We start from the raw sequence: 17,653 nt of genomic DNA on the forward strand, positions 1-17,653 counted from the left end.
AAGACCTCTTAGTCGTTGGCGTGTGTGGTAACCACCAACCTAAGAGGTCTTCACCCTTTCACCCTGCAACCAACGTCCTGTCTCAGTACAACTAGGTCGGGTTGCGCCTACTCGCCGCTGGTGGTCACCGGTCGTCACCTATCACTCCGGCCAGCCGCGCTTAGGTGCGGCGAACTCGTTTAGTGGCCCTTTTTCGCTGTATCCAGCTATCGATGATTGCGCTGCAAAATCGCCCTAGTAGTTTCCCAGATCAGACGATTCGTTTCCTGATATATCTCCTGAGAACGACGGTAGGGGTCGATGACATCGTCCATGTCTGGTCTTGAGGGTGGCGTTCGGGCCCTGAGCGCCTTCGGAAGGATCGCCCGCCAAGATTCAGCGCCCCCTAGAGTCTGATTCATCTCGAGTTGAGACATTAGGCGGGCGAACTCGCGCAGGGTGAAGGTACGCCGCAGGGCCGCTGGAGACATTTGCACGATTTTGCTGCGGTGCTCACGTGTTAAAGCGAGCACAAGGTCTTGAGTTGCAAGAATCTTTGGTGTTAGCTGCCGGGCTGCGAAGTCGTCTGCTTCCTCACCCTTCTCGCGCAGGAATTTTGCCACTTCCGGGTCGATTGAATTACCTATCAAGGCTCCCGTTCCCGCGCTTTGTACGACGAACTCACCGGGGAATTGCTCATTTAGTCCTGCCTGAAGGAGCCGTTCGACCAGAGGTGAGCGGCAGATGTTGCCCGTACAAACCGCAAGTACACGCACTGGCTGGACATGAGATTTCGCCCCATCGTCAGCACCGGTCATTTCAGTAGTCCACCCATCTGGTCGGGAGTTCAGGTCAGCGTAATGCTGGTCCTCGGAACTCACTATATTGTGCCCGTTGACAACACTTCCCATGTTGACTGATTATTGTCTGAAACGGTCTGCTCTAGGGAGCAAGCCGAACAGCGTGCTCGTCCGTTTGCCTGGCGGCGGCGGTCATCAGCATCACGATCGACGCCATTGAGCAGGTAACCACAAGCGCACGGGTATGCCTTGGAAAGGCGACCGGCGTTTTCCCAAGAGGATGAGCGCATCGAGGGCGCCCGCCACGGGGAGGGGCGCCCGTTACCGCACGCTTTGCGAACATGAGGAGGCCGAGTAGGCGTCCCTTCACCTTCGCGAGCTTTCTTGCTCCGCACTCCCATCGTAGGTGAGATCAGCGAACCGTCCGGGTCGTAACGATATGCATCAGGCCGGCGATGTCGTATCCGAGCCGGGTCCTCAACTTACACAAAATTGTCCCCCGGCTACCGTATGAACCGCTCTGGGTTTGATGGAGGCTTCGGACCTTGGAAACGAGAATAGAGTCATGGCATCAAGTCAGGGAGCTGGGAGGCCGACGGCACGTCGGTATTCGCCGGAGCAAAAAGCTGCTGCGGTCCGGATGGTGCGGAGGTTGCGGGCAGAGCTCGGGACCGAGCACGGGACAGTTCATCGGGTCGCATCGCAGCTGGGGTACGGAAGGGAGTCGGTACGGTCACGTGTCCGGCAGGCCGACGTCGATGAAGGTCAGGCCCCTGGGGTGAGTACTGCCGAGGCCAGGCGGCTGCGTGAGCTCGAGCAGGAGAACCGGGAGCTGCGGCGGGCGAACGAGATCCTGAAGCGGGCCGCGAGTTTCTTCTAAGGCGGAGCTCGACCGCCAACACCGGAAGTAGTTGCGTTCATCGACGCGAACAAGAATGACGTCGTCGAAGGCCGACCGCTTGGAGTCGAGCCCATCTGCGCGCTGCTGCAGGTGGCCCCGAGCACGTACGCGAAGAACCGCGTCCCGTCAGCGACGCGGCCCTCACACCCGAGCTGGTCACCCTGTGGGAGGCCAATTACCGGGTCTACGGTGTCCGTAAACTCTGGAAAGCCGCCCGCCGCGCCGGTATCGCTATCGGCCGCGACCAGACGGGCCGGTTGATGCGATCCGCAGGCATTGAGGGTGCGACACGTTCGAAGAGGGTGAAGACCACGCGGCCTGATCCCGCCGCGGCACGACACCCGGACCTCGTTCGCCGTGTATTCACGGCGACGGCGCCGAACCGGCTCTGGCCGACCTGACCTTCGTTCCGACGTGGGCCGGCGTCGCGTACGTCTGCTTCATCATCGACGCGTACTCACGGATGATCGTCCACGAGGACTTGCGCTGCAACAGCGATGCGGGTAGCCATTTCACGTCAATTTGGTACGGCGAACGCCTTGCTGAGATTGGCGCGACGCCTTCGATCGGGACCGTCGGCGATAGCTATGACAACGCCCTGGCTGAGACGGTGAACGGCTACTACAAGACCGAACTCGTCCGTGGTCCAGCTCGCCCTGGTCCGTGGAAGACGGTTGAGGACCTCGAGCTAGCGACGCTCGGATGGGTTCATTGGCACAACACGCAGCGCCTTCACGGCTACCTCGGTGATGTTCCGCCTGCGGAGTTCGAGCAGGGGTGCTGTGCTGGGCAAACCGACCACCATCAGCTGGTCGAAATTACATAACTCGAGTCTCCATCAAACCCAGAGCGGTTCAAATCACGTCGAGGCGCAGTCTAAACCTCGCCTGTGAGTAGGACTGCGCTGCCGCTTGAGCGAGGCTCGGCGTCCAGAGTTCTCACTCGGACAGCCGGGACTCCTGCGTAAAGACCGTCAGGTTCACAGTCCCGGACGACGACGGCGCCGGCAGCAATAACGCAACCTGAGGCCACAGTTACACCGGGCAGGATTGTTGCCCTAGCGCCAATCCATACCCCGTCTCCGACGACAATCGGCGCGGTGATGGGTGCGCCGGCCCTTGAATTGGCAGGCCCAGCCTCGTGACTGCATGTCACGAACATCGCCTGATAGCCGATCTGGCAGTAGTCGCCAATTGTCACATGTGCGCCCAGATCGAAGAAACAGCCGTAATTGATAAAGCTGTTAGATCCAACAGTCAGTCCCGTCCGAGACCCCAGGAATGTATCCGGGCAGAGAACTGCCGAGCGGTGGATGTGGTGGCCCACCGCATTGAGTAGTCGCCCACGCAGCAGGCGCGGCACGCTACGGCCGCCAATAACTGTGTTCACGGCGACATCACGCAGGACTGGTCCAAGTTGAGCTTTCAGTTTCCCCATGCCCTCATCTTAGAACTCCAATCACCCGACTCCGTGGGGGCCCGCGTCCTTTCCGAAGGGTGGCGGCTCTTTCGTCCTTGGTGACCGCTCCGTTGGTGGGCATGGAGAGGACGCCAGGTGCTAGCTAGCATGTGATGCGCCGTCGTGGGACCAGTTCGTCGCGTCCAAGTCCCTGCCAGATCCTGCGAAGGGCGCTGAATCAACTCCGAGAAGGCGCCGTCCGTCTGGGTAGGTCCGCGGGGGGGGGGGGGGGGGGGGGGGGGGGGGGCATGGCAAGCGGCGTGGGGGTTGCGCGGAGAAGAGGGCAAGCATCGCCAAAAGAGCGGCGGCGCCGGGCGCGCGGACCNNNGCCCACGCCCCCCCCCCCCCCCCCCCCCCCCCCCCCCCCCCCCCCCCCCCCCCCCCCCCCCCGCCCCCCCCCCCCCCCCCCCCCCCCCCCCCCGCCCCCCCCCAGATGCTTCCGATGCATACAGTGAAGACGCGGAGTGGAGTATCCGATGTCATGGTCCGTCAATTCCTCGAGGTATCGTTCGGCGCGGGCGCCGGCAAGTAGCCTACTAGGCTACTTGCCGGGTTTACCTGCCACCCATTTCGGTGCTGCTCTCCCATCGGTAGAAGCCGAGTCGTACGGGCGACCGATAGCTCTAAAGTTCCAGCCGGCCAATCGCCAGCGGTGGAGGTCCAACACGTTACGTCCGTCGAGGATGTTTCTCCTACGCACCAGACCCGCCGCGAATTCTGGTGTCAGCGCTTGGTATTCACGCCACTCAGTAAGCAGGAGTAGCGCATCGGCCCGCAACATTGCGGTTTCCAGATTCGGCTCGTAGGTGAGCTCCGGGAAGCGGACTTGGGCTGCGAGTGTCGCCCGCGGATCAGTGACGGTAACTTCGGCGCCGTTCAGGTGTAGTTGCGCTGCGATGCTGAGTGCCGGTGAGTCTCGTACGTCATCGCTATCGGGCTTGAAGGCAGCGCCGAGGACTGTGATGCGCTGCCCCAGCAGCGAGCCGCCCACCAGAGTGCGGGTAAGTTCGACAACGCGGACCCGGCGCCGCACGTTAATGTCATCCACTTCCCGTAGAAACGTCAGGGCCTGATGCGCTCCGAGCTCGTCGGCGCGGGCTATGAAGGCACGAATGTCCTTCGGCAAACAGCCGCCGCCGAAGCCGATGCCGGCATTGAGGTATCTGCGGCCGATGCGATCGTCCATGCCGAGTGCTTCTGCGAGTACGGTTACGTCGGCGCCGGCGACATCACAGACCTCGGCCATGGCGTTGATGAAGGAAATCTTCGTGGCGAGGAAGGAATTCGCAGCAACCTTCACCAGTTCGGCGGTGGCGTAGTCCGCTATCAACCGCCTGGTCCCCAGGGCTAGCGCAGAGGCATATACCTCGTCGAGGGCGGCAGTAGCCCAGGCGCCCGGCTCGCCGTCCGGCACGCCGTAGATGAAGCGGTCCGGAGAGAGGGTGTCTTTCACAGCGAAACCCTCGCGGAGGAATTCCGGATTCCAAGCGAGGACGGTGTCAGGGGAGCGTTCGGCGAGAGCGTCGGCGAGACGTGCAGCAGTCCCGACGGGAACGGTGGATTTGCCGACGACCACGTTGCCTGGTTCCAGAGAATCCAAAAGCGATGCGAACGCTTCGTCAACGTAGCGCATATCGGTCGCATACTTGCCCTCCTGTTGCGGGGTGCCAACACACAGGAAGTGGAGTTGAGCTCCTTTTGCGTCGGACATGCTGGAGCTAAATTTCAACCGTCCCGTGCCTAACACCTCTCGAAGCAGTTCCGGCAGACCCGGCTCGTAGAACACTGCGCGGCCAGCGTGCAGTGCCTCGATCTTCCGCTCATCGATGTCGATACCCACCACATCATGGCCCAGCTTGGCCATGCACACCGCGTGCACCGCTCCTAAATAGCCGCAGCCGATCACAGAAATTCGCACGCTTGCTCCTAGCGACATCGAGAGTAGTTGAATCGACGCTAGGCCGGCGGTGACAAGACGAACAGGAGCCAGGGCAGAGGTGCGTTGAACGCTCAGTGAATCTACGGGGTGAATCGCCGTTGATAGGACCAGAGAAGGACGGATGCGAGTACGGCGCCAAGTGATGCGCCGAGCGTGTTGGCGAGAACGTCGTACGGCGTGGCAAAGCGCTGCTGAAGAAGGATGAGCTGCGTGACCTCCATGAAGGTTGAGAGCGCGAAGCCTGCTCCTGGTGCCCACCACCGCAAGCGTCGTGACGCGAGGATGAACCAGAAAAGGCCGAGCGGCACGAACATCAGAATGTTGGCAGTGAATTCGACGACGTTATAAGTGACGAAGGTTGGGAATCCGTGGCCGTGCAGGAAACCCAGCCCGCGCCGGAGGATGCTGGCCGCGTTTTCGTCCACCGGCGTCGGCCACAGGACGATGAACGTAACCGCCGCTAGCCACACGACACACAGCGCTCTGGTTACAGTCTTGTACCTGGGGGAGGGGGGCGGTACAGAACGCAGAGAAGGTCCTTCGAGGATGGGCCGGACGGCAGACGGGGTGGTTCCCCATTATTGCCGTCCGAAGCTGAGGAACAGCCGAGTAGTCCTGTTCCTGTACTATTGAAGCCGATGCCTAGGCGAGGGAGCGGGCCGGACTGCACGAATTCCGGCCGAACTCCGTGATCGACGGTGGCTAGCGACTCAACTGGTTTCTAGACGACTGCCCACTCGCGTGTTCCTTCCGCCCAGCCTTCGTCCCAGTGCTCCCGCAGACAGCTTGAGCCACAACGTCCAGGAGAAACCATGTCCGAGCAAAAGCTCGCAGCACACGTCCGCACCGAGTTCGGCAAGGGCTCGGCCCGCCAGGCCCGCCGCGCCAACATGATCCCCGCCGTCATCTACGGGCACGGCGCCGATCCCATCCACGTCCTCCTGCCCGCGAAGGCGACCACCCTCGCCGTGCGCACGCCCAACGCACTGCTCACGCTGGACATCAACGGCGAGGACCACCTGGCCCTGGTCAAGGACATCCAGCGCAACCAGCTCAAGCGCATCGTCGAGCACCTCGACCTCCTGACCGTCCGCCGCGGCGAGAAGGTCCAGGTCGACGTCGCCATCCACGTCGAGGGCGAGCCCGCCGCCGACGCCGTCCCGAACCTCGAGGCCAACACGGTCCTTGTCGAGGCCGACGCCACCAACCTGCCCGAGACCCTCACCGTCAGCATCGAGGGCCGCGAGGTCGGACAGCACGTCCTCGCCTCCGACATCGTCTTGCCCGCGGGCGTGACCCTGCTCGTCGAGGCCGACTCCCTCGTGGTTAACCTGGCCGCCGAGGAAGAGCAGGATCTCGGCGAGACTCCTGAGACCGACGCCGACGTCGAAGGCACCTCCGAAGGCGCGACGGCGGCTGACGCCGACGCCGACGCTGTCATAACCGACGCCGACGAGCAGTAAGCAGGATCCGCACGGTGTCCACTGACACCTGGCTCGTAGCCGGGCTCGGGAATCCCGGGCCCGGCTACGCCGGCAACCGGCACAACGTCGGCCAGATGGTCCTCGACCTGCTCGCCGCGCGGCTTGGCGGACGTTTCACGTCCGCCAAGGCACAGGCCGTCACCCTCGAGGGACGCCTGGGCATCGGCGGCCCCCGCCTGGTCCTGGCGAAGCCGCTGACCTACATGAACATCACCGGCGGCCCGGTCTCCACGCTCGCACGGTTCCACGACGTCGCCCCCGATCATGTGATCGCGGTGCACGACGAGATCGACATTCCCTTCAACACCCTCAAGCTCAAGCTCGGTGGCGGCGAGGGCGGACACAACGGCCTCCGGGACATCAGCAAAGCCCTCGGCACCAAGGACTACCATCGGGTCCGTGTCGGCGTCGGTCGCCCGCCCGGACGCCAGGACCCGGCCGACTTCGTGCTGAAGGACTTCAGCACCGTGGAGAAAAAGGAACTGCCGTTCCTGCTCGACGACGCTGCGGATGCCGTCGAACTCCTCATCCGGGATGGCCTGCTGGAAGCTCAGCAGAAGTTTCACGCCCGGCTGTAGCAGCGCCGGATAGGTTGGTTCGTCCCCACTGGATCTAGCCCGGCGCTGTCCGCACTTGAGGTTTCCGACAGCCACTGCACTAAGTGCCGCGATTGCTGGTGCTCTCGGGGAGGTGACGGCGTCTGACAATCAAGACCTCGCCGCCTATGGAGACTCGCTCACTGAACCCGGCGAGTGAAGCGCGGAACTCGACCGACTTCAGGGCGTGAGCGCCTACAACGGTGGTAAGTCCAGTCAGTCGTCCACGGAAATCGGGCTGCGTCAGGGCGGCATTGTGCCGATCATTGAGGTCGTAGGTGGCGCCATCCTAGCTTCTGGGCCGGTAGCAATCACCGTTGTGTCCCCTACGGGCGCTTTCAAGTCCGCCGTAAACGGCGGCATGCCTAACCCGCAGTACACGGGCGCTATTGCGGGCGTGCCTGGCACTCTCATGGCTAACATCCAGGGCAACCCGCGCGGACCTGGTCCTTCACCCGAGCCACTACCGGGACCGCTGTCACCACTCCCGGTCGGTGCTACTTCATTTACATCGAGGGGCCAGCGCAGGCAAGGAAAGAGCAATCCTTTGGACGGGCAGGAACTTCTCCTACGTCCTGGTCATCACGAGCACGGCGGCAATGGTCGCGTACCTCCGCAAGTACGTCATCGACCCGCGCTTCACTGTGGTCAGTGTCATCAACGGCTCCTCGGAGCCGCTCGGGTCTGAGGCGTACAACGCCCTTCTCGCCCGCAGCGCAACCCTGAAGTCAACCGATGGTGAGCATTACTGTTAGGTGCGGCGACCACTCATTGATAACGATCTAGCATGGGCGGGCATAACCCGACCATGGCGCATCAGCAGGACATCGCCAACGATGTTGTCCCCCGTTCCCCTACGGTCGGTGACAGGTTCCACCTGAACACGGCGGGGCAGAAGATCGTTGGAAGTCTGATCGAAGAGGATCGTACACGGCTTGGCAACGATCGGAATGGGCAAATCCTCACCGCATCAATCGGCCCCGACCCTATCTACGTGCCGCCGTACACCCCGCACACCCTTACCGCATCCAGCGGCATCACGCACCGCTACCTGCCGGGAAACTACTCAACAACTGCGGCCGATACCAAGATGGCGCGGATCGACAACCTCGTCAGCGGCGGCGAATACCTGCGCGAAGTCGTTGCGGGTCCGGTCCACTCCTGCGTAAGACAACCGACACGACGTACTTGGAGTTCAACGGCGTCGACCAGCGGCTGTTCGCGCCCGCGTTTCACTCCGGCACAACCGTACACAGCGGCGATCGCCTACCGGCTCAGGTCAACGGAAGCGAACAGGGCAGTGCTCTCACTCGCGAACGGCGCACCCGGAAACCCACTGCTGGAACGCGCATTCACCGGGAACGCCACCATGTTCGCGGGCGCACAGATATGTGATACGACCCTAAACACGCCGTTCTGGTCGGATAACGGGTCTTGGTAGGACGCTGCCAGCTCGGTCGTTCAGCTGATGTAGCCTCGTCGGCCTCACCTTCTCTGTCTTGGTCGGTGGGGCCGACGCGACTCCTGCTGCGATCATCAGAGGTAGTACGTGCGCGAACGGCGCCAAGCCGAGCAGAGCCGGCTGAATCGGTGATTCAAGAACACCGATCAGCAGGATGCTTCCGATGATGAGTACAGTCGCATAGCGTGACTCTGGCGGTTGTGATCTCAACAGCAGCACTCCTGCGATTACGACGAGGGCGGCCCCGGTGAATCCAGTTGAGACGATCAGTTCGAGCCAGAAGTTGTGGGGGCTGTAGTTCGCGATGAGTGCAGTTGTGTCTCCTTGGTCGCCCCAGTAGAACGGGCCCCAACCGAGGATTGGGTGCTCCCCTGTGAGTTCCCGTGCGCGGTTCCATAGATAGCCGCGGTTGGTGGCGAAGGTCTGAGCGAAGGGGTAGAGCGCCGTGATCAGCGTGCCAACTAGCCCGGCCGCTAGGACTGCTTTGCCCATGAAGCTTCTGCGCTTCGAGCTTTGCCCGGCGATCAGGAAAGCGACGGTGACGGTGATGGCCGATAGCTCAGCAGCTCTACTGCCTGCCAGTTCTACCAGGAGAAGCGCACCGGCCGCGGTGAGTACGAACGAAAAACGACGCACCCCTAACAGGGCAACCGAAAGTAGGAGCGCAACTGAGATGCCCGCAAAGTTTCCGTTGTTCGTGATGGGCGACGTAAGGACCTCGCCGAATGCGCTGCACTTGTCGAGCCTGCATGCCCCGATCACGTTAGCGGGTGAAGTGTAGGCAACGCTCGCAAATGACGCAGCGATTAGCACTAGACCCGTTCTAGCGGACCTACCCCAAGCATCGAGGCTGGTCGTGGTCTTCGGATACAGGACGGCGGGAGCAAAAAAAAGTAGCGGTAGCAGATCCACCGGGCCGCCACGCCCAAAGACCAGGAAGGGAACTGCGAGGACAGGGAAGGCAAACAGGATCAACGCCGGCGCGTATACCTTGGGATGGGATAAAACACGCGAGACCAGAAGGAAGACACTGGCTGCGATCGCGGGCCCATACGTGACAAGGGTGAAGCTGGTCCCAGAGTCTCCCACAAAGATGAGAGAACCAATCGCAGCCTTCACGATTACCGGCCACGTGATGCAGGCCTGGAACCAAAACGCTTCCAACCTAGGCAGGCGGGCGGGATATTTCAGCCCACACCCCAAAATCAGACAGACTAACGCCAGCGTTATCGCACCAACGCCACTCATCGGGACCTCCAGAGACCTTTAGCACCGTTCGCGCCATGATCACTCTAGAGGAAGCGCGCCGGGTAAGTACGCTGATCACATGGGGAAGACGTCAGGCCAGTACAGCGTCCAGTTGTTCAAGATCATCCTTTTTGCGGGGTGCGCTCTGCTGACTCTCTACGGATTTGGTATGGCAATTGAGGGGATACGGTTTGGGAAGAGCACCGCAATGCAGCAGTGGCTTGCGGTACCCGGACTCGTCTTGCTTTTCGTATGGTTCATGCGTCACGAGGGGCGCCGCCTTGACTGAGTTTGGGTCAGGCAACCACCAGTACATAAATGCGGCTTAGTGCAGTAAAAGAACGAGCCTTAGCACACGACGGCTTGCGGGACATCAGCAAGGCCCTCGGCACCAAGGACTGACACCGCGTCCGCGTCGGCGTCGTACGCCCGCCCTGACGCCAGGATCCCGCCGGCTTCGTGCTGAAGGACTTCAGTACCGCGGAGAAGAAGGAACTGCCGTTCCTGCTCCACCGCCAGCCACCAACGCCAGGGTTACGGTCACGACGATCAAGGGGCCCCACGACCACCCCGATGACGGTGACCATGCACCAGCCGGCCCTACTGCGTCGACGCGAAGTAGGTCTCCGGCACCACGGGGATCTGCCCATCCGGGAACAGGGCATCCGCCTGCGTCCCGTAGCCCCTGATCATGGGCTGCTTGGCGGCGAGCTCCTGGTCCCAGGTGCCGCTCTCCAGCCCGTGCTCGCCGATGAACCGCTCCTCCAGGGGAAAGGACATGCAGTACGGGAAATCCGCGTAGTAGACCACCTGGTCCGGGAAGAAGCTGCCCACGAGGCGCGTGATCACGTGGTCCACGTGCCGGCCCACCCCGAGCGGGCAGAACAGCAGCTCCGCACCGGTCTGATCCAGCAGGTCCCCGACGCTCATCCGTAACGCCGCGATGAGCGCCTTGTCCCCCCGGGAGATCCGCCCGAGGGCGATGTCGAAGCGGTAGGTGGGGTACCGGTACACGAGCTCGGGCAGCCACCTCTTCAGGACCTCGAACCCGGGGACGGGGTGCCGTTCCCGGAAGAGGGCGTCCGCCAGCCCGAGGTGCACGTACCGGACACCCAGGTGTTCGAGCACCTGGCGGTCCTCCGCCCGCCTGCCGCTGAACAGCGTCTCCGCGTCCGGCGCGGCGCACTGGCTGACGTAGGTCCTGGCGGCCCGGGTGTGGGGTGGAGCGGCGGTCTCGGTGAAGAGGGTGGCCACCGTGATGTCCCGCGCCCTCGTGCTCTCCTTCAGCAGCGCGCCGCAGGACAGCACGGCGTCGTCCAGATGGGGGGACAGGAACAGCCACGGGTTGTTGCCGAGCAGGGATCGCTGCAGGCGGGGCAGATTGGTGAGCACGGGAGCCTTTCGGGGAGGAGGACGCACGTTCGTGTCAGGTGGACGCCAGGGGTACCCCCACTCCGCTGCGGTAGATGTGCGCCTGCCGCTGCGCCTGCGCATCCCAGTCGAAGCCGCGGGCGAAGTCCCGGCCCCGCCGTCCGGCGTCGAGCAGCTCGGCCTCGCTGCCGTACCGCAGCGCGAGTTCCGAGGCGAGCGCGCCGACGTCGAACGGCGCCACCTTCCACCCGCAACCGGCGGGCACCACTTCCCGGAGGCACGGGATGTCGAAGATGATCACGGGCGTTCCGCCGGCCAGGGCCTCGACGGCCACGAGCCCGAACGTCTCGTGGCGGGACGGCACGACGACGAGGCGGGCCGAGCGCACCAGGGCATGCTTGCGCTCGCCGGACACCCAGCCCACCAGGTCCACGGAGTCCGCGACGCCCAGGGACTCGATGAGGCGCTCGAGCCTCTCCCGGTCCGGCCCGGTTCCCGCGATGATCAGCCTGTCCCCGATGCGTGGAGCAGCCTGCGCCCAGGCGGCGAGGAGGAGGTCCAGGCCCTTGAGGTGCAGTTCCAGCCGGCCGATGAACAGCACGTGCCGCCCCAGCACGGTCTCACCCTCGAGTGACTCCGGGTCGATCCCGTTGCCGACCACCTCCACGGAGGCAGCGGGATTGAGCGCAGCCAGTTTGTCCGCGGTGCCCTGGGACACCGCGATGAGCCGTGTATGGGACCGCACGCCCCACCGCTCCAGCCAGTGCAGCGGGAGCCTGTACTGCCGGGCCTTGTCACGGGCGTGCAGCCACTGCACCATGCCGATGGTCGGCCGGCCGGTCCAGCGGGGAGCCGCCATGGTGGAGAACGGGGCGAAGAAGTCCTCGACCACGAGGTCGGCCCGGTGCCGCCGTCGTCGGGCCTCCACCGGCAGGCGGGCGATGTAGCCCAGCAGCCGGGTGAGGCGGTTGCGCCCCTGCCCGATCCCGACGGGCACGTAGTGCACGCCGTCCTGCACGCGCTCCCGGGCCCCGGGGTACGTGGTGGTCAGGACGGTCACCTCGAAGCCGAGATCCACCAGGCGCCGGTTGATCTGGTGGGTGCGCACCGAGCCGCCCCCGGCCCCCGGCATGAGGGGATCCTCGAAGCCGAGGTGGAGCACCCGGAGGTCCGCGGCCATGGCGCTACCTCTCGGACTCGTACGTGGCGGAGGGGAAGCCCACATTGTCCGCGGCACCCCGCGCGAGGGTGGCGTCGTCGACCTCCCACAGCACCGTGCTGCCGTTGGTGGGGCCGTCCACGGCGAACAGCGGCTCGCCGTTGTCCTTGAGCCACTCCAGCATCTCGGGGCGGGCGTAGCCGTAGCCCAGGGAGGTGGGGAGTTCCTGCGTGATGATGTAGTTGGCCCCGTTCTCCTGCATGAGGGGCGCCGACGGCCACACGCCGATCCGCGGATCGTCCTCGAACGCCACCTCGCCGGTGCTGTTCGAGACGCTGACCCGGGCATCGGCCGGGAGGTTCTCCTGCATCCAGGAGCGGACCTGCACGAAGCCGTTGTCGATGGTCACCAGGGTCCGGAGGCCGACCGCCAGGGCAAGGGCCACGAAGGCGACGGTGAACAGGATCACCGGCGTGCGCAGCCGCGCCCTCCGTTCCACGAGCTCCACCGCGCAGACCGCCGCGCTGACGGCACCGGCGAACAGCACCGGGTACCCGTACTGCTCCTCGAGGGTGCCGAAAGCGACGCTGTAGAAGCCGAACAGGCCGAACATCACGGCGGTGAGGCCGATCAGCCGGCGGCCCGCCACCCTGCTGAAGCTCAGGATCACGCCGGTGACCGGGCCGATGGCCAGCAGCACGTAGGAGGACCCGAACTGGCCCAGCTGGTCCAGGAGCCGGTCCACGAGGCTCGGTGCCCCCGCCTCGTTGAAGCCCGTGGTCTGCTCGATCCCGGCCATGCGCCGCACACCCTTGGTCTTCGCCCAGATCCAGGCACCCAGGAGGCCGTTCAGGGCCAGCACGCCGAGGTAGGCGGTGTACGGCACCGCGGTGGCCGGCAGGATCCACAGGGCGTCCCGCACGCGGAGGGTGTGCCGCCACACCGTGGCTGCGACCACGGGCGCGACGGCCCCGAGGACATACACGTCCTTGGTCAGCACGGCGTAGCCCAGCAGCAGGCCCGCTGCCAGCAGCTTCGCGGGGCGGTACCTGGCCTGCGGGTGGACCATCAGCGCCACGATGATCAGCAGCCCGGCGAGCAGGGCCGCCATCCCGAGGGTCTCGAGGAAGACCCGGCTGTTGTTGCGCAGCACGAACGGCTCGATCATGAGCACGCCGGCGAGAACCCAGGCCGCCACGGTGGTGGAAACCTTCCGGACCAGCAAAAAGGCCAGGCCCACGGACACCGCGCCGATCACGGCGTTCAGCCACCGCAGCTGCAGCACCAGGTCCATGCTGTTGCCCGAGATGCCGAACAGGCTGATGGCCGCGCCCTCCACGAGGAAGTAGCCCGGCGGGTGCAGCAGGAAGGGCCCGTCGGGCAGGTTGGGGAGCTGTCCCATGCTGATGGACTGCCCCAGGCGGGCGTACAGCATCTCGTCGAGCCAGAGCTCGAACCCGCGCACCAGCCCGATGGCGCGGACGCCGAAGGCGGCGACGACGACGGCGACGAACCCCACCAGCGTGCCGAGGGTCAGCCGGGGGCCCTCGGGCACGAAGTGGCGGGGAGGTGGCGGCATGTCGGCGGACTCCGCGAAGGCGACCGGAGCCGTCATGGCCGCCTGCCCTCGGCCTGCGACACACCCTGGCCAGGCTGCTCGGCACCCTTCCCAGCAGGGCCCGTGGAACCCTTCCCCGCGGGGGCCTTCCCGGGGACCGCTGGGCGCGCGGGGCCGGCGAGGACCCTGTCGCGATCGGCAAGCGCGATCTCGGCGTCCACGATGCCGAGCCTGCGCAGCACGCTGCGCGCGTCCGTCTCGTCGCAGCCGTTCAGCAGCACGCAGGTGTCGGGGCCGTCCTCGGCCACCTCGTCCGTGGCCCGCAGGGACCGATAGGGATCGAACCCCTCCGGCGTCCGGAACCTGGCCTGCGCCGCCATGTCCGAGCGCGCCCGCCGTCGCTGCGCCCTCGCCGTCCCGGTGAGGCCGTCCTCCTCGACGAGGACCCCGGCGAGCAGCGCGGCACTGCGATCCCAGGTGAAGCGCGCGGCCCAGCTCCGGCAGGCCTCGGTGATCGCCTTCGCCTTCGCCGCATCACCGACGTGCTCGAGGGCCTTCACGGTCGCGGTGCCGAAGCTCTTCGCGTCGTCGACCAGCCAGCCCGTCTCGCCGTCGAGCACCGAGTCCCGGATGCCCGGGACCCTCAGCGCCACGCAGGGCACGCCCCAGGCGTTCGCCTCGATGACGGAACAGCCCCAGCCCTCGGCCGCCGACGTCGACGCCGTGATCCACGCGCGGCTCAGGAGGGCATCGCGCACCTCGTCGGGCTGGTAGCCGTGGAACGTGACGGTCGACAGCAGGTCCAGGTCCGCCGCGATCTTCTGCAACCGCGCCCGTTCCGGCCCGTCCCCGACGATGTTCACGCGAAGCCGGGGGACGGCCTCGGCCACCACCGCGACCTGCCCGAGCAGGAGGTCTATCCGCTTGTGCGGCACCAGCCGGCTGACGACGGTGATGGTGGGGTCCGGATCCCGCGGGCCCACCTCCTGGGGCGGGTCCACGGTGCCGTTGGGCACCACGAAGATGGGGCTCGTGTACCCGAGGCGCCGCCGCAGCTCCTGGCGGGTGGACGGGGACACGGCGGCGATGGAGCGTTTGCCGTACACCACCCGGGCCACGTCCTTCTCGAGGAACCGGCCCACCGTGGCGAGCGGGCTCGAGAAGCGGGTCGCGAACTGGTCCTGGTGCACGTGGTGGACCACCTGCACGATCGGCGCCGAGCGTGGGAGGAAGAGGGGGGAGAAGAACGGGATGCCGTTCTGGCAGTCGATGACGCCGTCGAACTTCCGCCCGCACCGGAGCAGCCAGAACGCCGCGGCCGGGTAGATGCCGAGCGGCCCACCCGAGCGGATGACGTCGATGCCGTCCACGACGTCGTGCGGCGACTGCCCGGGGCCGCGGCCCGTCACCCACGTGACGCGCGCCCCCGCCGCGACCCAGCGCACCGCGATCTGGTGCATGTACTGTTCCGCGCCGCCCGCCTGCGGGTGCCGGACGTCCCGCCAGTTGAGGACGAGGAGGTGCTTGCCCGCGAGCCGCTCGATCGGGACGGCGGAGGAATGCATCAGTAGACCCGCGGCATCTGGAGGACCGTGCTGAAGCTCGCGATGCCGTCCCGGACGGGCCGGAAGGTCGAGGCGGGGCCATCGGTCCAGGCCACCGGGATCTCGAGGATCCGCCCTCCGGAGCGCTGGATCCGCTGGAGGAGCTCGACGTCGAAGGCGAACCCCGTGGTCCGGCACTCCACGAGGGCGCGCTTCACGGCGCCGAGTTCGAAGAACTTGAAACCGCACTGCGTGTCCGCGATGCCCTGGACCATGCGGCGCGTCATCAGCCGGAAGGCTGTTCCGCCGACCCTCCGGCCCAGGCGCTGCGGCTGGACGAAGGTGGCTCCGGACACATGGCGCGAGGCGATGACGGCGGCTGCCCCTGCCTCGAGGTAGGTCATCGCCGCGTCCAGTGTGGCAATGGGAGTTGCGCAGTCGGCGTCGAGGAATCCTGCGAAGTCCGCGTGGCTGCTCAGGAGGCCCCGGCGGACGGCGGCGCCCTTGCCGGGCTGCGCGCACCCCATCAGGTGGATGTCCACGGCGCCGCGTGCGCGGGCGCACCGCCTCACGACGCCGCTCGTGTCATCGACGCTCCCGTTGTCGACCACCACGATCCGGGAGGACCACGGCTGGGACGCGAGGAAGTCCGCCGTTGCCTCCAGTGTGGCCGGGATGCGCTCGGCCTCGTTGTAGGCCGGGATGATGACCTCGAGGTGGACGGGTCTGTGCGGTGGGGTGGGGGAGGGCGGGAGGATCCCCGACGTCCGGCCGCCGGTGGCGGGACGTCCCTCGTGGATGCTGTTCGTCTGGGGCTCGCGGACGAGACTAGATTCCGTCTCCACGGCTCTCCTCGGGTTGAAGCTCCTCGGCGGACCTGTTGGTTCACGCAAGTATCTGCAGCCTCGACGCTAGTGACGGCCGCCGTGGGGTGCACGGGTAGGGGGTACCTCACTTCTCACGGGAGTTACTCGGCCGGCGCGTAGGGGATACCCAGCTGGTGCCTGCCGTCGTGCGTCTAGCCGGCGGCCAGCACGCGGTCCCGCGTCCGTTTCGTCGCGGCCGCCACGAGGCCTTCGAGGGGACCGTTCGCGTGGCCGCGGCGCCACTGGAACGCGAAGACGGTGGCGAGGGCTATCTGGATGAGGAGGGAACCGCTGGGTTGGTTCGCCAGGAAGCCGGTCGACAGGACGAGCAGGTGGGCCGAGTACAGGGTCAGGGTCATGCTGCCGAGCGCTGCCAGCGGCGCCAGTTCGGAGGCGGCGATGCGGGACAGGAGCAGGACCGCCCCCAGCGCGGCCATGGATGTGCCGACGGTGTTCAGCTTCTCCAGCACCGTGGTGGAGTGCGGGGCGAGGACGACCTGCCACCAGAGCGACGTGGTGGGGAGCCGGCCCTCGGGCCCCCACACGAGGATCCGGCGGATCGCCTCCGAACTGAGCTCGGGCGACGCTTCCGCCAGGCGCTTCATGCCGCCCAGGGGGCCGAGGAGGAGGACCGAGAGCAGCCACGTGGCGGCGGCGAGGACTCCCCCGGAGAGCATCAGCCGGAGCTGGACGCGACGGGACCCGAGATCGAGCCGGCCGATGGCGAGCCCGGCGCAGAGGTAGGCCATGTAGGGCACGGCGGGGTATTCGCCCGTCAGCAGCAACTGGGTCACCAGGACCAGGGGCTCGGTGACCAGGGAGGTGAAGGTGGGGTTGAATCCCGGGCCCGGCAGGGAATCGCGCAGCAACTGGACGACGATCGGGCCCGCCACCGCCGTCATCCCGGCCAGGAGGGCCAGCGTCCTGGGAGAGAGGCCGAGCAGCGGGACGGCCAGCAGGAACATCACCCCGTAGTAGGGCAGGATGATGGACACCGGCGTGGGTGCATAGCCGATGGCGAGGCCGACGGCCAGGATGAGGGCGGCCCGGACTGCCACGGACGCCCGGGCGGCCCTGAGTGCCGTGCCCTTCACCGGGTGCCGTCCTCCGGACCCGAAGGCGAGCGACACCCCGGCCAGCAGGGCGAACAGGGCAGCGGAATGGCCGGCGAAGATCTGCCAGAGGACGGTGGGTTCGAAGTCGTAGTCCTCCGGCGGGAGGACATGCACGATCATCAGGCCGATGAGCGCGAGACCCCGCGCACCATCCACCGCGATCAAGCGCGGTT

Annotated in this window: 14 protein-coding genes and 2 pseudogenes; 5 read left to right on the plus strand and 11 right to left on the minus strand. The window is 65.8% G+C overall.

What is annotated here, in order from left to right:
- Positions 1-206 precede the first annotated feature (206 nt).
- Positions 207-797, minus strand: coding sequence for a low molecular weight phosphatase family protein (locus ACIQCY_RS17080; RefSeq protein WP_400485056.1), 591 nt, complete (start codon positions 795-797; stop codon positions 207-209).
- A gap of 547 nt (positions 798-1,344) precedes the next feature.
- On the opposite strand from ACIQCY_RS17080, the pseudogene ACIQCY_RS17085 reads away from it, so the two are divergent.
- Positions 1,345-2,506: pseudogene (locus ACIQCY_RS17085) on the plus strand (IS3 family transposase).
- Positions 2,507-2,556: 50 nt separating this feature from the next.
- Here ACIQCY_RS17085 and ACIQCY_RS17090 read toward each other — a convergent pair.
- From ACIQCY_RS17090 to ACIQCY_RS17100, 3 genes are all read right to left on the minus strand, one after another.
- Positions 2,557-3,117 (minus strand): acyltransferase, encoded by a 561-nt coding sequence (locus ACIQCY_RS17090; RefSeq protein WP_400485057.1) that lies wholly within the window; start codon positions 3,115-3,117, stop codon positions 2,557-2,559.
- Between the two features lie 562 nt (positions 3,118-3,679).
- Positions 3,680-5,056, minus strand: a complete 1,377-nt coding sequence (locus tag ACIQCY_RS17095) for a UDP-glucose dehydrogenase family protein (RefSeq protein ID WP_400485058.1) — start codon at positions 5,054-5,056, stop codon at positions 3,680-3,682.
- Between the two features lie 101 nt (positions 5,057-5,157).
- Entirely contained in the window at positions 5,158-5,547 is a 390-nt protein-coding gene (locus ACIQCY_RS17100; RefSeq protein ID WP_400485059.1) for a VanZ family protein, read from the minus strand.
- A 342-nt stretch (positions 5,548-5,889) separates the two neighbouring features.
- On the opposite strand from ACIQCY_RS17100, the gene ACIQCY_RS17105 reads away from it, so the two are divergent.
- From ACIQCY_RS17105 to ACIQCY_RS17115, 3 genes are all read left to right on the plus strand, one after another.
- A complete protein-coding gene (locus tag ACIQCY_RS17105; RefSeq protein ID WP_400485060.1) occupies positions 5,890-6,540 on the plus strand; it encodes a 50S ribosomal protein L25/general stress protein Ctc in 651 nt (216 codons plus the stop codon).
- Positions 6,541-6,554: 14 nt separating this feature from the next.
- Entirely contained in the window at positions 6,555-7,139 is a 585-nt protein-coding gene (pth, locus tag ACIQCY_RS17110) for an aminoacyl-tRNA hydrolase (protein ID WP_400485061.1), read from the plus strand.
- Between the two features lie 826 nt (positions 7,140-7,965).
- Positions 7,966-8,598: a hypothetical protein gene (locus tag ACIQCY_RS17115; RefSeq protein ID WP_400485062.1), complete on the plus strand. Its 633-nt coding sequence runs from the start codon at positions 7,966-7,968 to the stop codon at positions 8,596-8,598.
- Here the strand turns inward: ACIQCY_RS17115 and ACIQCY_RS17120 are convergent.
- On the minus strand, positions 8,560-9,867 hold the full coding sequence (locus tag ACIQCY_RS17120) for an O-antigen ligase family protein (protein ID WP_400485063.1): 1,308 nt from the start codon (positions 9,865-9,867) through the stop codon (positions 8,560-8,562). The genes ACIQCY_RS17115 and ACIQCY_RS17120 overlap by 39 nt on opposite strands.
- Positions 9,868-10,221: 354 nt before the next feature.
- Here ACIQCY_RS17120 and ACIQCY_RS17125 point away from each other — a divergent pair.
- Positions 10,222-10,377, plus strand: a pseudogene (locus ACIQCY_RS17125) (aminoacyl-tRNA hydrolase); the annotation flags it as partial.
- 90 nt (positions 10,378-10,467) lie between these two features.
- Here ACIQCY_RS17125 and ACIQCY_RS17130 read toward each other — a convergent pair.
- From ACIQCY_RS17130 to ACIQCY_RS17155, 6 genes are all read right to left on the minus strand, one after another.
- The gene (locus ACIQCY_RS17130) at positions 10,468-11,259 is read right to left on the minus strand and encodes a PIG-L deacetylase family protein (protein ID WP_400485064.1); all 792 of its coding nucleotides are present in this window, start codon (positions 11,257-11,259) and stop codon (positions 10,468-10,470) included.
- 34 nt (positions 11,260-11,293) lie between these two features.
- Positions 11,294-12,418 carry a glycosyltransferase family 4 protein gene (locus ACIQCY_RS17135; protein ID WP_400485065.1) on the minus strand — a complete coding sequence of 375 codons (1,125 nt, stop codon included), beginning with the start codon at positions 12,416-12,418 and terminating at the stop codon, positions 11,294-11,296.
- A gap of 4 nt (positions 12,419-12,422) precedes the next feature.
- A complete protein-coding gene (locus ACIQCY_RS17140; protein WP_400485066.1) occupies positions 12,423-14,012 on the minus strand; it encodes a phospholipid carrier-dependent glycosyltransferase in 1,590 nt (529 codons plus the stop codon).
- A complete protein-coding gene (locus ACIQCY_RS17145; RefSeq protein WP_400485067.1) occupies positions 14,009-15,520 on the minus strand; it encodes a glycosyltransferase family 4 protein in 1,512 nt (503 codons plus the stop codon). The genes ACIQCY_RS17140 and ACIQCY_RS17145 overlap by 4 nt, the downstream gene beginning before the upstream one ends.
- Positions 15,520-16,344, minus strand: coding sequence for a glycosyltransferase (locus tag ACIQCY_RS17150; RefSeq protein WP_400485068.1), 825 nt, complete (start codon positions 16,342-16,344; stop codon positions 15,520-15,522). Before ACIQCY_RS17150 ends, ACIQCY_RS17145 begins: the two co-directional genes overlap by 1 nt.
- A gap of 173 nt (positions 16,345-16,517) precedes the next feature.
- On the minus strand, positions 16,518-17,636 hold the full coding sequence (locus ACIQCY_RS17155) for a heparan-alpha-glucosaminide N-acetyltransferase domain-containing protein (RefSeq protein WP_400485079.1): 1,119 nt from the start codon (positions 17,634-17,636) through the stop codon (positions 16,518-16,520).
- Between the last annotated feature and the right edge of the window lie 17 nt (positions 17,637-17,653).

Origin of the sequence: Arthrobacter sp. NPDC092385 (assembly GCF_044755105.1) — a bacterium.
GTDB lineage: Bacteria > Actinomycetota > Actinomycetes > Actinomycetales > Micrococcaceae > Arthrobacter_D.

Bases quoted from the DNA above. Each gene is read 5' to 3' on its own strand.
- ACIQCY_RS17080 (WP_400485056.1), bottom strand. From the start codon at position 797: ATGACCGGTGCTGACGATGGGGCGAAATCTCATGTCCAGCCAGTGCGT.
- ACIQCY_RS17090 (WP_400485057.1), bottom strand. From the start codon at position 3,117: ATGGGGAAACTGAAAGCTCAACTTGGACCAGTCCTGCGTGATGTCGCC.
- ACIQCY_RS17105 (WP_400485060.1), top strand. From the start codon at position 5,890: ATGTCCGAGCAAAAGCTCGCAGCACACGTCCGCACCGAGTTCGGCAAG.
- ACIQCY_RS17115 (WP_400485062.1), top strand. From the start codon at position 7,966: ATGGCGCATCAGCAGGACATCGCCAACGATGTTGTCCCCCGTTCCCCT.
- ACIQCY_RS17120 (WP_400485063.1), bottom strand. From the start codon at position 9,867: ATGAGTGGCGTTGGTGCGATAACGCTGGCGTTAGTCTGTCTGATTTTG.
- ACIQCY_RS17135 (WP_400485065.1), bottom strand. From the start codon at position 12,418: ATGGCCGCGGACCTCCGGGTGCTCCACCTCGGCTTCGAGGATCCCCTC.
- ACIQCY_RS17140 (WP_400485066.1), bottom strand. From the start codon at position 14,012: ATGACGGCTCCGGTCGCCTTCGCGGAGTCCGCCGACATGCCGCCACCT.
- ACIQCY_RS17145 (WP_400485067.1), bottom strand. From the start codon at position 15,520: ATGCATTCCTCCGCCGTCCCGATCGAGCGGCTCGCGGGCAAGCACCTC.